The 14,810-nt window shown below is 64.1% G+C and carries 13 protein-coding genes; 5 read left to right on the forward strand and 8 right to left on the reverse strand.

Going from position 1 to position 14,810, the window contains the following annotated elements:
• Positions 1 to 65: 65 nt before the first annotated feature.
• Positions 66 to 2,717 carry an alanine--tRNA ligase gene (gene alaS, locus ACNH6H_RS02135; protein WP_418315225.1) on the reverse strand — a complete coding sequence of 884 codons (2,652 nt, stop codon included), beginning with the start codon at positions 2,715 to 2,717 and terminating at the stop codon, positions 66 to 68.
• 134 nt (positions 2,718 to 2,851) lie between these two features.
• Positions 2,852 to 3,796, reverse strand: coding sequence for a diguanylate cyclase domain-containing protein (locus ACNH6H_RS02140; protein ID WP_418315227.1), 945 nt, complete (start codon positions 3,794 to 3,796; stop codon positions 2,852 to 2,854).
• 138 nt (positions 3,797 to 3,934) lie between these two features.
• Between ACNH6H_RS02140 and ACNH6H_RS02145 the strand changes: the two genes are divergently transcribed.
• The gene (locus ACNH6H_RS02145; protein WP_418315229.1) at positions 3,935 to 4,714 is read left to right on the forward strand and encodes an IclR family transcriptional regulator; all 780 of its coding nucleotides are present in this window, start codon (positions 3,935 to 3,937) and stop codon (positions 4,712 to 4,714) included.
• Between the two features lie 73 nt (positions 4,715 to 4,787).
• Here the strand turns inward: ACNH6H_RS02145 and ACNH6H_RS02150 are convergent, their stop codons facing one another.
• The 6 genes from ACNH6H_RS02150 to ACNH6H_RS02175 all read right to left on the reverse strand — a co-directional run bounded on the left by ACNH6H_RS02150 (position 4,788) and on the right by ACNH6H_RS02175 (position 12,176).
• The gene (locus ACNH6H_RS02150) at positions 4,788 to 5,822 is read right to left on the reverse strand and encodes a serine hydrolase (RefSeq protein ID WP_418315230.1); all 1,035 of its coding nucleotides are present in this window, start codon (positions 5,820 to 5,822) and stop codon (positions 4,788 to 4,790) included.
• A gap of 111 nt (positions 5,823 to 5,933) precedes the next feature.
• Positions 5,934 to 7,487 carry a 2-isopropylmalate synthase gene (locus ACNH6H_RS02155; RefSeq protein ID WP_418315232.1) on the reverse strand — a complete coding sequence of 518 codons (1,554 nt, stop codon included), beginning with the start codon at positions 7,485 to 7,487 and terminating at the stop codon, positions 5,934 to 5,936.
• A 194-nt stretch (positions 7,488 to 7,681) separates the two neighbouring features.
• Positions 7,682 to 8,491, reverse strand: a complete 810-nt coding sequence (pssA, locus tag ACNH6H_RS02160; protein ID WP_418315233.1) for a CDP-diacylglycerol--serine O-phosphatidyltransferase — start codon at positions 8,489 to 8,491, stop codon at positions 7,682 to 7,684.
• A 124-nt stretch (positions 8,492 to 8,615) separates the two neighbouring features.
• On the reverse strand, positions 8,616 to 9,632 hold the full coding sequence (gene ilvC, locus ACNH6H_RS02165) for a ketol-acid reductoisomerase (RefSeq protein ID WP_418315235.1): 1,017 nt from the start codon (positions 9,630 to 9,632) through the stop codon (positions 8,616 to 8,618).
• 121 nt (positions 9,633 to 9,753) lie between these two features.
• On the reverse strand, positions 9,754 to 10,245 hold the full coding sequence (gene ilvN / locus ACNH6H_RS02170) for an acetolactate synthase small subunit (protein ID WP_418315237.1): 492 nt from the start codon (positions 10,243 to 10,245) through the stop codon (positions 9,754 to 9,756).
• Positions 10,246 to 10,403: 158 nt separating this feature from the next.
• A complete protein-coding gene (locus ACNH6H_RS02175; RefSeq protein WP_418315239.1) occupies positions 10,404 to 12,176 on the reverse strand; it encodes an acetolactate synthase 3 catalytic subunit in 1,773 nt (590 codons plus the stop codon).
• Positions 12,177 to 12,425: 249 nt separating this feature from the next.
• Here ACNH6H_RS02175 and ACNH6H_RS02180 point away from each other — a divergent pair, with 249 nt between their 5' ends.
• Genes ACNH6H_RS02180 through ACNH6H_RS02195 form a run of 4 tightly spaced genes read left to right on the forward strand, consistent with a single transcriptional unit; the run spans position 12,426 to position 14,810 of the window.
• A complete protein-coding gene (locus ACNH6H_RS02180; RefSeq protein WP_418315241.1) occupies positions 12,426 to 12,992 on the forward strand; it encodes an RNA polymerase sigma factor in 567 nt (188 codons plus the stop codon).
• Positions 12,989 to 13,429 (forward strand): DUF3619 family protein, encoded by a 441-nt coding sequence (locus tag ACNH6H_RS02185; protein ID WP_418315243.1) that lies wholly within the window; start codon positions 12,989 to 12,991, stop codon positions 13,427 to 13,429. Before ACNH6H_RS02180 ends, ACNH6H_RS02185 begins: the two co-directional genes overlap by 4 nt.
• Positions 13,430 to 13,467: 38 nt before the next feature.
• Positions 13,468 to 14,265 carry a DUF3106 domain-containing protein gene (locus ACNH6H_RS02190; protein WP_418315245.1) on the forward strand — a complete coding sequence of 266 codons (798 nt, stop codon included), beginning with the start codon at positions 13,468 to 13,470 and terminating at the stop codon, positions 14,263 to 14,265.
• A gap of 2 nt (positions 14,266 to 14,267) precedes the next feature.
• A complete protein-coding gene (locus ACNH6H_RS02195) occupies positions 14,268 to 14,810 on the forward strand; it encodes an RDD family protein (RefSeq protein WP_418315247.1) in 543 nt (180 codons plus the stop codon).

A 14,810-nucleotide genomic window follows, 5' to 3' on the forward strand; every position in this document is an offset into this window, starting at 1 on the left:
CGCCTCGCCGCCGCATTGCAAGCCGTGGCAGGACCTGCCCCCTACTTTGTATTGGGGGTTGCTTTTCAGAGCCGCGCAGCAACCCAGCCCGACACCGAGGCCAAGGCCTCGTCGAGCCGGGACGGATCGGTGCCACCGGCCATTGCCATGTCGGCCTTGCCGCCCCCCTTGCCGCCGACCTGCTGGGCAACGAAATTGACCAGTTCACCGGCCTTGACCCGATCGACGCTGTCGGCGGTGACGCCGGCGGCGAGCTGGACCCTGCCGCCGTCGACCACGGCCAGCACGACGGCAGCGCTTTTCAGCTTGTCCTTCAGCTTGTCGAGGGTATCGCGCAGCGACTTCGCATCGGCGCCGTCGAGGCGCGCCGCCAGCACACGGATGTCGCCGACGTTGACCGCTGACGCGACCAGCTCATCACCCTTCGACGACGCGAGCCGACCCTTCAACGCCGTCAGCTCTTTCTCGGCCGCCCGCAGTTGCTCCTGCAACTGGCCGAGGCGGGCCGGCACGTCGGACGGCGCGCTTTTCAGGCTGCCAGCAATCTGGCCGACCGTCGACTCGAGTTGCTGCAGATAGGCCAATGCGTTGTCACCGGTGATTGCCTCGATCCGGCGCACGCCGGCGGCAATGCCGGTTTCGGCAACCACCTTGAACAAGCCGATGTCACCGGTGCGCCGCACGTGGGTGCCGCCGCACAGTTCGCGGCTGCTGCCGATATCGAGCACGCGCACTTCGTCGCCGTATTTTTCGCCGAACAACATCACCGCGCCGAGCTTCTGCGCCTCTTCGATCGGAACCACCCGCGCCGTCGCTTCGGAGTTGGCGAGGATCTCGGCATTGACCTTGGCCTCGACCTCGCGAATCTGCTCCGGCGTCATCGGTGCGTTGTGCGCGAAGTCGAAGCGCGTGCGGTCGGCATTAACCAGCGAGCCCTTCTGCTGCACGTGGCTGCCAAGCACCTCGCGCAGCGCCTTGTGCATCAGATGGGTCACGCTGTGGTTGCGCATCGTGCGCGCGCGCTTGTCGGCATCGACGCGGGCAACAAACTTGTCACCGACCCTGACCACGCCTTCGGTGACCCGGCCCTGGTGACCAAATACCGCGGCCTGGACCTTGATCGTGTCCTCGACTACGACCCGCGTGCCGGGATTGCGCAGCTCGCCGGTATCGCCGACCTGGCCGCCACTCTCGGCGTAGAACGGCGTGCGGTCGAGGACGATGACGACGTCGGAGCCGGCCACCGCCTGCTCGACCGGCGTGCCGTCGACATACAGCGCAACGGCGGTCGCCGTCTCCTCGACCAGCGAGTCATAGCCGAAGAAGCGGGTCGCGTCGCCGCTGTAGTCGAGGCCGGCCGCCATCTTGAACTTGCCGGCCGCGCGTGCCTGTTCGCGCTGCTTCGCCATCGCGGCGTCGAATGCCGCGGTATCGACACTGACGCCGCGCTCGCGGCAGACATCGGCGGTCAGGTCGAGCGGAAAGCCGTAGGTATCGTGCAGCTTGAACGCGACATCGCCGCCGAGGCGCTGACCATCGGCCGCCAGCGCCGCTTCGAGGATCTCCATGCCGTTGGCGATCGTCTGGAAGAAGCGCTCCTCCTCCTGGCGCAGCACATCGGTGACGCGTTGCTGCTGCTGGCGCAGCTCCGGATAGGCCTCCCCCATCTCGCCGACCAGCGCGGCCACCAGCAGATGAAAAAACGGCCGCCGCGCGCCGAGCTTGTAGCCGTGGCGGATCGCACGGCGGGTGATCCGCCGCAGCACATAACCACGGCCCTCGTTGCCCGGAATCACGCCATCGGCAACGATAAAGGCACAGGCGCGGATGTGGTCGGCGATCACCTTCAGCGACGGGCTGTCGCGGCCAGCGGCGTTCAGCGTTTCCTTGCCGGCGGCATCGACGCAAGCCTTGCCGACGACCTCCCAGGCCGCGCCAAGCAGATTGACGAAGGTGTCGATCTCGTAGTTGCTGTGCACATGCTGCAGCACCGCGGCCAGCCGCTCGAGGCCCATGCCGGTATCGACACTGGGCTTCGGCAGCTTGTGCATCACCCCGGCTTCATCGCGGTTGAACTGCATGAAGACGTTGTTCCAGATCTCGATATAGCGGTCGCCGTCCTCGTCGGGCGAGCCGGGAGGGCCTCCTGCAATTTCGGGACCGTGGTCGTAGAAGATCTCGGTGCACGGACCACACGGTCCGGTGTCGCCCATCATCCAGAAATTGTCGGATGCGTAACGAGCGCCCTTGTTGTCGCCGATGCGCACGATGCGCTCGACCGGCACGCCGATCGTGCGGTTCCAGATCTCGTAGGCCTCGTCGTCCTCGGCATAGACCGTGACCCACAGCTTGTCGGCCGGCAGCTTGAAGACCTCGGTCAGCAGTTCCCAGGCATAAACGATTGCATCGCGCTTGAAATAGTCGCCGAAGCTGAAATTGCCCAGCATCTCGAAAAACGTGTGGTGACGGGCCGTGTAGCCGACGTTTTCGAGGTCGTTGTGCTTGCCGCCGGCGCGGATGCACTTCTGGCTGGTCGTGGCCCGGCTGTATGGCCGCTTGTCGAAGCCGAGGAAGACGTCCTTGAACTGGTTCATCCCGGCATTGGTGAACAGCAGCGTCGGATCGTCACCGGGAATGACCGGACTGCTGGCGACGACGGTGTGGCCCTTCGATTCAAAAAATCTCAGGAACTCGCTGCGGATCTCGGAGGCTTTCATGCCGGAACTTTCGGGGATCGAAAAGGCGACCAGGCGGGTCGCGAACAGCGGCGATTTTACCGGCCGCACCCGGTGGCCGCGGGGCCGCCGACAAAGCCCTTTGCAGCCCGGACGGCGCGTTCAGCGCCGCCCGTTCAGATGTCGTCGTCGTTGGCGGCGACGCCGGCCTGGGCATGGCGCGCAAACAAGTCGCCTTGCTCGACCTGACGCGCCGCGGAGCGCATTGCCTTCGACAACAGCACATCGGCGAGTTCGCCATCCTCCGGATAGCGGGCGACGCCGACCCTGACCGCCAGGCTGACCGGCTGCCCGGATATCAGGAACGGCCGCCGTGCCGATGCCATGAGCTTCACAACAACACCGTCGACATCGGATGCCGAATCGATCCAGGACAGCAGCACCGCGAAATTGTCGTCACCGAGCGCAGCAACCACATCGCTGGCGCGCAGCCCGGAGCGCAGCCTGACCGCAAGCTTGCGCCGCAACACCGCCCCGCCATCCGCACCGAGGCGCTCCAGCGTCGTCGCCAGCCCGTCGACCGCCAGCACCAGCAGCGCCATCGGCGCCGGCTCGCGCTCGCGCAGCGCGAGCAGGTGGTGCATGTGCTCGAGAAACTGCTGCTGGTGCGGCAGCCCTGTCGCCAGGTCGGTCGAGTGGGCGTGTTGCGATTGCTCGCAGATCTGGTGCCGGACGACCGCCGCACGCAGACGCAGGCCGGCGCTGGCCGACTGCAGTTCCTCGAGCGAGACCACATCCTGCACGCCGGCCTCGACCGCGGCGATCCAGCGCGTCACATAACCACGTTCGGCCGCCTGGCCCTCGCCGCGTGCAGCGCCGTCTTCGAGCTGCAACACGACCGGCCGGCGCAGCGCCAACGCGGGCAGCGAGACCGTATCGGGCAGTTGATCGGTGTCGAGCAGCAGCAGATCGATATCGGTCCAGTTCAACTGCTCCTCGAGTTCGGCCGCACTGGCTTCGACATGTTCGAATGGCGCAGCCGGTCCGGCGTCGAGTGCATCACGCACGGCAGCCGGCAGCGGTGGCCAGCTCAAGATGCGCAACGTCGACGAAACATCCATTGATTTCCCCTCGGGTCCCCGCCCGGCCTGCCACCGGGCACATTGCCTGCATGGCATGCCATGCCGCCGATGCCGATCACGAAGCGGTTGTCCATCTCGCGATACAAAATCCTGCCGAATTACGCGACAATCCACGCAATGAAGAATCACGATATCAAGGCGCCGTCGATCCAGGTCCTGGAACGCAGCTTCGCCCTGCTCGACGTGCTCGCATCCTACCCGGACCCGGTGTCGCTGAAGGTCATCAGCGAGCAGACCGGCTTGCACCCGTCGACCACACACCGGATTCTGAACGACCTGACGCTGGGTCGATTTGTCGACCGTCCGCAACCCGGCAGCTACCGGCTGGGCATGCGTCTGCTCGAACTCGGCAACCTGGTGAAGGCTCGGCTCGACGTCCGCGATGCGGCGCTCGGGCCGATGCGCGACCTGCACAAGTTGACCAACCAGCCAGTCAACCTGTCGATGCGCCAGGGTGACGAAATCGTCTATATCGAGCGCACCTACAGCGAACGCTCGGGCATGCAGGTGGTGCGTGCGATCGGCGGCCGGGCGCCGCTGCACCTGACCTCGGTCGGCAAGCTGTTCCTCGCCCATGACGATCCGCAGCGCGTGCGCGCGTATGCGACCCGCACCGGACTGGCCGGCCATACCCGCAACAGCATCACCGAGTTGCCGGTGCTCGAGCGCGAATTGCAGAAGGTTGCGAGCCAGGGGACGGCGCGCGACGACGAAGAGCTCGAACTCGGCGTGCGCTGCATGGCCGCCGGCATCCTCGACGACCAGGGCAGACTGGTCGCAGGATTGTCGATTTCGGCACCCGCCGATCGGCTGCAGGAAGAATGGCTGGTCAGGTTGAAAGCCACCGCGGCGCAGATATCCGAAGCGCTCGGATACCGCGCGTCGACTTCAGTCTAGTCGGCAGCGGGGGCAGCGGACAGCGCCCGACCTGGGCTCGCGGCGAGCGCGCCTGCCAGCGCGTCGGTACGGATCAGGACGTCAGTTTCGGATGGCCCGGCACCGGCGCCATCGACATCGCCGGCAATGAATCGGTCAACCACTTGCGGATCCGTTCCGCATCACCCACCCGCGAATATTTGCCGGCGGAGTCGAGGAAAACCATGATCAGCTTGCGACCGGCGAGCCTGGCCTGCATCACCATGCAGCGCCCGGCCTCGGAGATATAGCCGGTCTTCTGCAAGCCGATTTCCCATTTCGGATTCAGCACCAGGCTGTTTGTCGTCCGATACTGCAATTGACGGTCGCCGACATGGACCGCATGTTCCGGCGAGGTCGACAGCTCGCGGATCAACGGATGGCTGTAGGCGGTCTTGACGAGGGTGGCGAGGTCACGTGCGCTCGACTGGTTCTGGCTCGACAGCCCGGTCGGGTCGTTGAACCGGGTATCGGTCATGCGCAGTTCGCGCGCCTTCCGGTTCATCGCGGCGACAAAAGCGTGCAGACCGTTCGGATAATGGCGGCCGAGCGCATTTGCGGCGCGGTTCTCGCTCGACATCAATGCGAGGTGCAGCATCTCGCCGCGGGTCAGTTGGGTGCCCACACGCAGCCTGGAGCGGCTGTGCTTCTCGGTATCGATATCTTCTTCGGTGACCGTCAGGATCTCATCGTGCGGCAGTCCGGCCTCGATCACGACCAGTGCCGTCATCAGCTTGGTGATCGATGCGATCGGCAGCACCGCCTGCGAATTCTTGCTGAACAGGATCTCGTTGGTATCCTGGTCGAGCACCAGCGCAACGCTCGATTTCAGGTCGAGTGCATCGTTGGTCTGGTGCAGGCCATACAGCTGGCCGAACGACACCGCGGCTGGCGCGGCAACTGCGCGGACCACTCGCCGCGAAGACACATTACGTTTGGCCGATTGGGGCTTGACCTTGTGAGCCTGGCGGGCGGCTTTTGATGCAACCGCCTTCTTGCCGGCAGCGCCGGCCCAGGCATCGGGGGCCGCGCTCAGCGCCAACCCGGCGCTGATTGCACAAATTGATACGAACCTACCCAAAACGTGCACGCCATCCCCTTTCAAAACCGTTGGATTCGAGTGTAGAGGATCAGCAAAACGCACGCAAGATCAAAACCTTACCGGTCCTTCCTAAAGTGAATGCCAGAGCCAATTAAATTGTTACAGGAAACCCTGGGCAGGTACACGTTCGGTCTTGCTGTGCAGTTTGGTCAGTGCCGCGAGATAGGCCTTCGCCGATGCAATCACGATGTCGGGATCGGAACCGACGCCGTTGACGATCCGGCCACCCAGCTGCAGGCGCACTGTCACCTCTCCCTGCGATTCTGTGCTGCCCGAAGTGATCGCATTGACCGAATAGAGCAGCATTTCCGCGCCACTCTTGGCCAGTGATTCGATTGCCTTCAGCACGGCGTCGACCGGTCCGTTGCCGTCGCTTTCCGCCTGCTGCTCAACGCCGTTGGCGGTGAACACCACCTTCGCATGCGGCCGCCCGCCGGTCGATGAATGCTGGGCCAGCGAAACCAGCTGGTAATGGTCGTCGCCAGTCGCGGCTGCCTCGTCCATCACCAGTGCGGTGATGTCCTCGTCAAAGATTTCGCTTTTCCGGTCGGCCAGGTCCTTGAAGCGGGCGAAGGCTGCGTTGATGTCGGCCTCGGACTCGAGATCGATGCCGAGTTCCTGCAACCGCTGCTTGAATGCATTGCGGCCACTGAGCTTGCCGAGGACGATCTTGTTCGCACTCCAGCCGACATCCTCGGCACGCATGATTTCATAGGTGTCGCGCGCTTTCAGCACGCCGTCCTGGTGAATGCCGGAGGCATGGGCAAACGCATTGGCGCCGACGACCGCCTTGTTCGGCTGGACGACGAAGCCGGTGGTCTGCGAGACCATCCGCGAAGCCGGCACGATGTGCGAGATGTCGATGCCGAGATCGAGATTGAAATAGTCGCGTCGCGTGCGCACTGCCATCACGACTTCCTCGAGCGAGCAATTGCCAGCGCGTTCGCCAAGCCCGTTGATCGTGCACTCGACCTGGCGCGCGCCACCGATCATCACACCGGCCAGCGAGTTCGCGACCGCCATGCCGAGGTCGTTGTGGCAATGCACCGACCAGATCGCCTTGTCCGAATTCGGGATGCGTTCACGCAGGTCGCGGATGAAATTGCCGTACAGCTCCGGCACCGCGTAACCGACGGTGTCCGGGATATTGATCGTCGTCGCACCTTCCTTGATCACCTGCTCGAGCACCCGGCACAGAAAATCCGGCTCCGAGCGATAACCGTCTTCCGGCGAGAACTCGACATCGCCGCTCAGGTTGCGCGCAAAACGCGTCGACAGCCGCGCCTGTTCATAGACCTGGTCGGGCGTCATCCGCAGCTTCTTTTCCATGTGCAGCGGGCTGGTTGCGAGGAACAGGTGGATGCGGGTCGATTGCCCGCCCTCCAGCGCCTCGGCGGCACGAGAAATATCCCGGTCATTGGCACGGGCGAGCGAGCACACCGTGCTGTCCTTGATCGCCTGCGCGATGGCCCTGACCGCTTCAAAGTCACCATTCGACGAAGCGGCAAAACCGGCCTCGATCACGTCGACCTTCAGCCGCTCGAGTTGGCGGGCAATCCGCAGCTTCTCGTCCTTGGTCATCGATGCGCCGGGCGATTGCTCGCCGTCGCGCAAGGTGGTGTCGAATATGACCAACTTGTTGCCATTGCTCATGTAACTCTCCGGGTGAGGCACAAAACAAAAAAGCCCGCTGCAACTGCAAGCGGGCCATCGGAACGAAAACGAAAGACGTGAACGATCAGCGAGCCCGAGGCACCTCTAGCAGAAGGGGTAGCAGGATCGCGCTGACGAAGTTCATGCGTGAAATGTTAGCACGCATCGGCTGGCAGCGTGCACCGGTCTGCTGATCACCGGTGCAGCCCCGCTTCGTCGGGCTCATCGGTCGAGGTGGCGATCACGCTGACCGGGCGGCCTTTCGCGCGCCGCCAGCCATACACCGCATAACCGGAAAAACCATAGATGCAGAAGATTGCAAACAAGACCAGCGGCGGGTGGACATTGATCAGCGCGATCGCCAGCGCCACTGCGACGATCACGACAAATGGCACCGAGCGCTTCGGACTCAGGTCCTTGAAGCTGTAGAACGGCACATTGGTGACCATCGTCAGGCCGGCGTACAAGGTCATCGCAAAGGCCAGCCAGACCAGCCACATGCCGGCGTGTGCACCATGCAGACCGTGGTCGTCGAATACCCAGACGAAGCCCATCACCAACGCCGCCGCGGCGGGGCTCGGCAGGCCCTGGAAAAAGCGTTTGTCGACAATCGTGATGTTGGTGTTGAAGCGCGCGAGACGCAGTGCTGCACAGGCGCAGTAGACGAAGGCGGCTACCCAGCCGAGTTTGCCCAGGCCTTTCAGCGCCCACTCGTAAACGATCAGCCCGGGCGCGGCGCCGAACGAGACCATGTCGGACAGGCTGTCCATCTGCTCGCCGAAGGTGCTCTGCGTATTGGTCAGGCGGGCTACTCGTCCGTCGAGGCTGTCGAGCACCATTGCACTGAAGACGCCGATGGCCGCCAGCTCGAAGCGCCCGTTCATTGCCATCACGATGGCGTAGAAGCCACCGAACAACGCACCCAGCGTGATCAGGTTGGGCAGGATGTAGATGCCCTTGCGGCGCGGGCGGGCCGGCGGATCGTCCGGCGAGTTTGCATTCATGGGCGCAAAGCATACATCAGGGGTTCGGCGGCACTGACAATGAAAAAGGCCGCCCGAAGGCGGCCTGCCGAACCCCATCTGCGGCCTCGCGCATGCAGGCGCGAGGCTGCCGTTCAAGGCACGCTCAGTTCTTGCTCTTGTCGACCAGCTTGTTGGCCTTGATCCACGGCATCATCGCCCGCAACTTCTCTCCGACCACCTCGATATCGTGCTCGCCGTTCAGGCGGCGACGCGACATCAGCGTCGGTGCGCCGGCGCGGTTCTCGAGAATGAAGCTCTTGGCGTACTCGCCGGTCTGGATGTCGCGCAACACGTCGCGCATCACCTTCTTCGACTCGTCGTTGATGATCCGCGGGCCGGTCACGTACTCGCCGTACTCGGCGTTGTTCGAGATCGAGTAGTTCATGTTCGCGATGCCGCCTTCGTAGATCAGGTCGACGATCAGCTTCAGCTCGTGCAGGCACTCGAAATAGGCCATTTCCGGCGCGTAACCTGCCTCGACCAGCGTCTCGAAGCCGGCCTTGATCAGCTCGACGGTACCGCCGCACAACACGGCTTGCTCGCCGAACAGGTCAGTCTCGGTCTCCTCGCGGAAATTGGTCTCGATGATGCCGGCCTTGCCGCCGCCATTGGCCGCCGCATAGCTCAGTGCGAGATCACGCGCCTTGCCGGACTTGTCGGCGTGCACCGCGATCAGGTGCGGCACGCCGCCACCCTGCGTATAGGTGTTGCGCACGGTATGGCCCGGCGCCTTCGGGGCGACCATCCAGACGTCGAGGTCGGCGCGCGGCACCACCTGGCCATAGTGGACGTTGAAGCCGTGTGCAAACGCCAGCGAGGCGCCCTCGCGGATGTTCGGCTCGACATCATTCTGGTAGACGCTGGCAATCTGCTCATCGGGCAGCAGGATCATCACGACGTCGGCGGACTTCACCGCCTCGGCAACCTCGGCAACCTTCAGGCCGGCCTTCTCGACCTTGCTCCAGCTGGCGCCGCTGCGACGCAGGCCGACGGTGACCTTGACGCCGCTGTCGTTGAGGTTCTGCGCATGCGCGTGGCCTTGGGAGCCGTAGCCGATGATCGCGACATTCTTGCCCTTGATCAGGCTCAGGTCGGCGTCCTTGTCGTAATAAACTTTCATGGTTCTCTCCGAAAAAAACTGCGTGGTGGGGGTGGGATCAAGTGGCGCCGCGGATCCGGTTTCGCCGGTCCGCCAGCGACGCCCCCTTGAGGGGGTGCGCCGAAGGCGCTACGGGGGTGGGTCAGATCCTGAGAATGCGTTCGCCGCGGCCGATGCCGCTGGCACCGGTGCGCACGGTCTCCAAGATCGCGGCGCGATCGATCGCGACGATGAATGCATCGAGCTTGGCCGAGTCGCCGGTCAGCTCCATCGTGTAGCTCTTTTCGGTCACGTCGATGATGCGACCGCGGAAGATGTCGCACATGCGCTTCATTTCGTCGCGCTCCTTGCCGACGGCCCTGACCTTGATCAGCATCAGTTCACGTTCGGTGTACGAGCCTTCGGTCAGGTCGACGACCTTGACGACCTCGATCAGCCGGTTCAGGTGCTTGGTGATCTGCTCGATCACCTCGTCGGAGCCGGAAGTGACGATCGTCATCCGCGACAGCGAGGCATCCTCGGTCGGCGCGACGGTCAGGCTCTCGATGTTGTAGCCGCGTGCCGAAAACAGCCCGACGACGCGCGACAAGGCTCCTGCCTCGTTCTCGAGCAGCAATGCAATGATGTGTTTCATGATTCCTATGCGCGCTCTTCAGACGGCCGGCGGTAACCGGACGCCCTTGGCCACGCGGTTTCAAAGATTGGGGAAAAACCACCCGAAGTTCCAACCTGGATTCCACCGCCACACCCCCCGGCGCGGTAACGCCGGGCGCTGCGACGGTGTGCACCAGGTCAGAGGTCTTCGGAACCGAGCAGCATTTCGCTGATGCCCTTGCCGGCCTTGACCATCGGCCAGACGTTTTCTGTCGGATCGGTACGCACGTCGAGGAACACCGTGCGGTCCTTCAACCGGATCGCTTCGCGCAGCGCGCCTTCGACATCGGACGGATGCTCGATCTTCAGCCCGACGTGGCCATAGGCCTCGGCGAGCTTGACGAAGTCGGGCAAGGCGTCCATGTAGCTGTGTGAATAGCGGCCGCCATAGTCGATCTGCTGCCACTGACGCACCATGCCGAGGTAGCGGTTGTTCAGCGACACCACCTTGACCGGCGTGTTGTATTGCAGGCAGGTCGACAGCTCCTGGATGCACATCTGGATCGAGCCCTCGCCGGTCACGCAGAAGACGTCGGAATCCGGCTTCGCGAGCTTGATGCCCATCGCATACGGCAGGCCGACGCCCATCGTGCCGAGACCGCCCGAATTGATCCAGCGCCGCGGCTCGGCGAAGCGGTAGTACTGCGCGGCCCACATCTGGTGCTGGCCGACATCGGACGTGATGTAGGTGTCGCGGTCCTTCGTCAGCTCCCACAGCTTCTCGATCACATACTGCGGCTTGATCACCTCGGTGCTGTTGCGGTACTGCAGGCAGTCGCGCTTGCGCCACTCGTCGATCTGGCTCCACCAAGTCCCCATTGCATCGGCATCGGGCCTCTCGCGGCATTCCTTGATCTGCGCGATCAATTCCTGCAATACGTCCTTCACGTCGCCGACGATCGGGATGTCGACCTTGACGCGCTTCGAGATCGACGACGGGTCGATGTCGACATGGATGATCTTGCGCTCGACCGCCGCGAAATGCTTCGGATTGCCGATCACACGGTCGTCGAATCGGGCACCGACCGCGAGCAGCACGTCGCAGTTCTGCATCGTCATGTTGGCTTCGTAGGTGCCATGCATGCCGAGCATGCCGAGGAATTTCGGTTCGCTCGCGGCAATCGCGCCGAGTCCCATCAGCGTATTGGTGCACGGGAAGCCGAGCAGGTCGACCAGTTCGCGCAGTTCGGCTGCCGCATTGGCCAGCACGACGCCGCCACCCGAATAGATGTAGGGCCGCTTCGCATTCAGCAGCAGTTGCACCGACTTGCGGATCTGCCCGCCATGGCCCTTGCGGACCGGGTTGTACGAACGCATCTCGACGCTGGCCGGGTAGTCGAACACCGCCTTGCTGAGCGAGACATCCTTCGGAATGTCGACGACCACCGGTCCGGGCCGTCCGCTGCGCGCGATGTGGAAGGCCTTCTTCAGCGTCGGCGCCAGTTGCCGCACATCCTTGACCAGAAAATTGTGCTTGACGATCGGTCGGGTGATGCCGACGGTGTCGCACTCCTGGAAGGCATCGAGACCGATCGCCGCGGTCGGCACCTGGCCGGTGACGATCACCATCGGGATCGAGTCCATGTAGGCGGTCGCGATGCCGGTCACGGCATTGGTGACACCCGGGCCCGAGGTCACCAGCGCGACACCGACCTCGCCGGTGGCACGCGCATAGCCATCAGCGGCATGTACCGCAGCCTGCTCATGGCGTACCAGCACATGCTCGATCGTCTGTTGCTTGTACAACGCGTCATAGATATAGAGGACGGCGCCGCCGGGGTAGCCCCAGAGGAATTTGACACCCTCGGCCTGCAGGCAGCGGACGAGGATTTCGGAACCGTTGATCTCTTCGGAAGAATCGTGCGGAGGCGTCGCAGTGGCGCGCCGGATTTCCGCGGCAGACATGTCCATGTTGAACCTTTGTGAATTTCTCTGACGAAAAACCATTGGTGCACCTTTGCACGCCCTCGTGAGGCGGTTCCGGTGCCGGGTGCCAGCGTTCAGCATCCAGGTCGGATGGCTGCTCGTCTGGCCTGACTGTTGTGCAACCCGAGATTATCGCACCGGTTGCGCCCTCGCATCGGCGCCATCCGTGGAACGCGGCGCGCGATGCGATAATCGCGCGCCGCCTGCAACACCGCCTGTGCAAGGCATTTCCCTTTGGCATCCGACAAAGAATTAGCCGATTTTCTGAAGAGCGTCGAGAAGCGGGCCTTCAAACGTGCGAGCTACGCGGTGCGCAACGACGATGCCGCCCTCGATATCGTGCAGGACGCAATGATCCGCCTGACGACCAGCTACGCCGACCGGCCCGCCGCCGAGTTGCCGCTCGTCTTCCAGCGCATCCTGTCGAATGCGACGATGGACTGGTTCCGCCGACAGAAGGTACGCAATGCGCTGTTCCGGAACTTTTCCGACTTCGACGGCGTTGACGCCGACGGCGACTTCAATATCCTCGAGGCGCTTGAATCGAGCGAACACCATTCGGTCCAGGAAGGCGCTGACGACACCGTCTCGCGCGGGCAGATCATGGTTCTGATCGATTCGGAGGTCGAACAGCTGCCAGGGCGTCAACGCGAGGCATTCTTGTTACGTTATTGGGAGGAACTCGACGTTGCCGAGACGGCTGCGGTGATGGGCTGTTCAGAAGGCAGTGTCAAGACCCATTGCTCCCGCGCCGTCCATGCACTGGCAAAGGCCCTGAAACTTCGAGGTATCACGCTGTGAATCCCCGCTCATCCGACTCCGCAGCCATCGTCGCGGCAGACATCGCCGAAGCCCGTTTCGGACTTCGCATTGCCGCCATATTGAACGAACAGAGCGAGTGCCTGGCGCCCGACGTCCAGACACGCCTGCGCTTTGCCCGCCAGCAGGCCTTGCAGCAGCGGCAACGCCACGCCACCGCGCCTGCCGTGGCCGGCAGCGTCCGTCTCGGCCAGGCACTGAGCCTGTTCGGCGGCGACGGGCCACGCTGGCTGCGCTGGTTGTCGATCGTTCCGCTGGTGATGCTGGTCGGCGGCCTGTTCCTGATCCAGTATCAGCATGGCCAGACGCAGATCGAAGTCGCCGCCGATATCGATGCCGCCTTGCTCGGCGGTGACCTGCCGCCGGCCGCTTACCGCGATGCGGGATTCGTCGAATACTTGAAGGCGCCGCGCAATTGAAGCCTCCGCGACCGATCGCCGCGGTGACGCCGACCACGATGCATACATTTCTCCCGACGCTGCTGGTGCTGGCGTTGCTGGCAGCCGCTGCTTCTCCAGCCGCGGCAGCGGGCGCCGGCACGGAGCGCTCCGCGCAGACGACCCGCGTCGCCCAGGCCGATGACGGTGGCGTTGCCTGGAGCAGCCTGAGCCCGGCGGCTCGCAAACTGCTGGCACCGCTCGAGGGCGACTGGCCGCAGATGTCGTCCCAGCAGAAGCTGAAGTGGGTCGAGATGGCACACCGCCTGCCGACAATGAGTGCGGAGCAGCAGCAGCGAATCCAGTCCCGGATGGCGGACTGGGCGCGCATGTCGCCAGCCGAGCGCGGACAGGCGAGGCTGCGCTTCCTGCAGGCCCAGCGCACCGGCACCGAAGATCGAGAAAAGAGCTGGGACGACTACCAGGCCTTGCCAACCGACCAGAAAAAGCAGTTTGCCGCGCGGGCGGCGGTTCCGACGCCGCCGGTCGAGGGCAAGGCACGCCCGGCCGACCCGCGCCGTGGCGATCGCGGTCTCGAGCAGCCGGCTCCCAAATCCAACCTGGTGCCGAATCCGAATTTCGCCGCCCAGCCGAAGGCAATCGCGCCGATGACGCTGAAAGCCGGGCCCGGTGCGTCGACGACGCTGGTGACCAAGCCGCCTGCGCCGCCGCCGCATCAGCAGACCGGTCTGCCGAAAATCGCCGCATCGCCGAGCTTCGTCGACAGATCCACGCTGCTGCCGAAGCGCGGGCCGCAGGGTGCGGCAACCGCCCCGATCGGCGATGACGAACACGCCGATCCGGTGCCGCGTCCATGACGATGGCACCGACCAGCCCCGAACCACGCCCTCCAGCCGTCCCGCCGTCGCCGCCCACGACGCCGGGGGTCTGGCGCCGGATGGCCTGTTTCATCTATGAAGGCGTGCTGCTGTTCGGCGTGCTGATGATCGCCGCCTACCTGTTCGGCACGCTGACCCAGCAACGCCACGCGCTGCTCGGCCGCCATGGCCTGATGGCCTTTCTCTTTCTCGTGCTCGGCATCTATTTCGTCTGGTTCTGGTCCGACGGTCGGCAGACGGTCGCAATGCGCGCCTGGCACATCCGCCTGGTCGACCGTGCCGGCGCACCGATCAGCCAGTTGCGCGCCTTGGCGCGTTATGTGCTGAGCTACCTGTGGTTCATGCCGGCGTTGCTCGGCTTGTGGCTGTCGGGTCTGCGCGGCCCCGGTGTCAGCTTCGCGATCATCCTCGCGGGTGTCGTCGCCTATGCCCTGCTCGCCCGACTGCACCCGCAGCGCCAGTTTTTCCACGATGCCATTTGCGGCACCTGTCTGGTCGACGCGCGGCCGCCGGATCGACGTTGA

Origin of the sequence: Pseudideonella sakaiensis, from assembly GCF_048320135.1 — a bacterium.
GTDB classification, from domain to species: domain Bacteria; phylum Pseudomonadota; class Gammaproteobacteria; order Burkholderiales; family Burkholderiaceae_C; genus Ideonella_A; species Ideonella_A sakaiensis_A.

What these genes read in the sequence shown, in the direction of transcription:
- alaS (WP_418315225.1), bottom strand. Translation starts at nt 2,717, where the DNA reads ATGAAAGCCTCCGAGATCCGCAGCGAGTTCCTGAGATTTTTTGAATCG.
- ACNH6H_RS02140 (WP_418315227.1), bottom strand. Translation starts at nt 3,796, where the DNA reads ATGGATGTTTCGTCGACGTTGCGCATCTTGAGCTGGCCACCGCTGCCG.
- ACNH6H_RS02145 (WP_418315229.1), top strand. Translation starts at nt 3,935, where the DNA reads ATGAAGAATCACGATATCAAGGCGCCGTCGATCCAGGTCCTGGAACGC.
- ACNH6H_RS02155 (WP_418315232.1), bottom strand. Translation starts at nt 7,487, where the DNA reads ATGAGCAATGGCAACAAGTTGGTCATATTCGACACCACCTTGCGCGAC.
- pssA (WP_418315233.1), bottom strand. Translation starts at nt 8,491, where the DNA reads ATGAATGCAAACTCGCCGGACGATCCGCCGGCCCGCCCGCGCCGCAAG.
- ilvC (WP_418315235.1), bottom strand. Translation starts at nt 9,632, where the DNA reads ATGAAAGTTTATTACGACAAGGACGCCGACCTGAGCCTGATCAAGGGC.
- ilvN (WP_418315237.1), bottom strand. Translation starts at nt 10,245, where the DNA reads ATGAAACACATCATTGCATTGCTGCTCGAGAACGAGGCAGGAGCCTTG.
- ACNH6H_RS02175 (WP_418315239.1), bottom strand. Translation starts at nt 12,176, where the DNA reads ATGGACATGTCTGCCGCGGAAATCCGGCGCGCCACTGCGACGCCTCCG.
- ACNH6H_RS02190 (WP_418315245.1), top strand. Translation starts at nt 13,468, where the DNA reads ATGCATACATTTCTCCCGACGCTGCTGGTGCTGGCGTTGCTGGCAGCC.
- ACNH6H_RS02195 (WP_418315247.1), top strand. Translation starts at nt 14,268, where the DNA reads ATGGCACCGACCAGCCCCGAACCACGCCCTCCAGCCGTCCCGCCGTCG.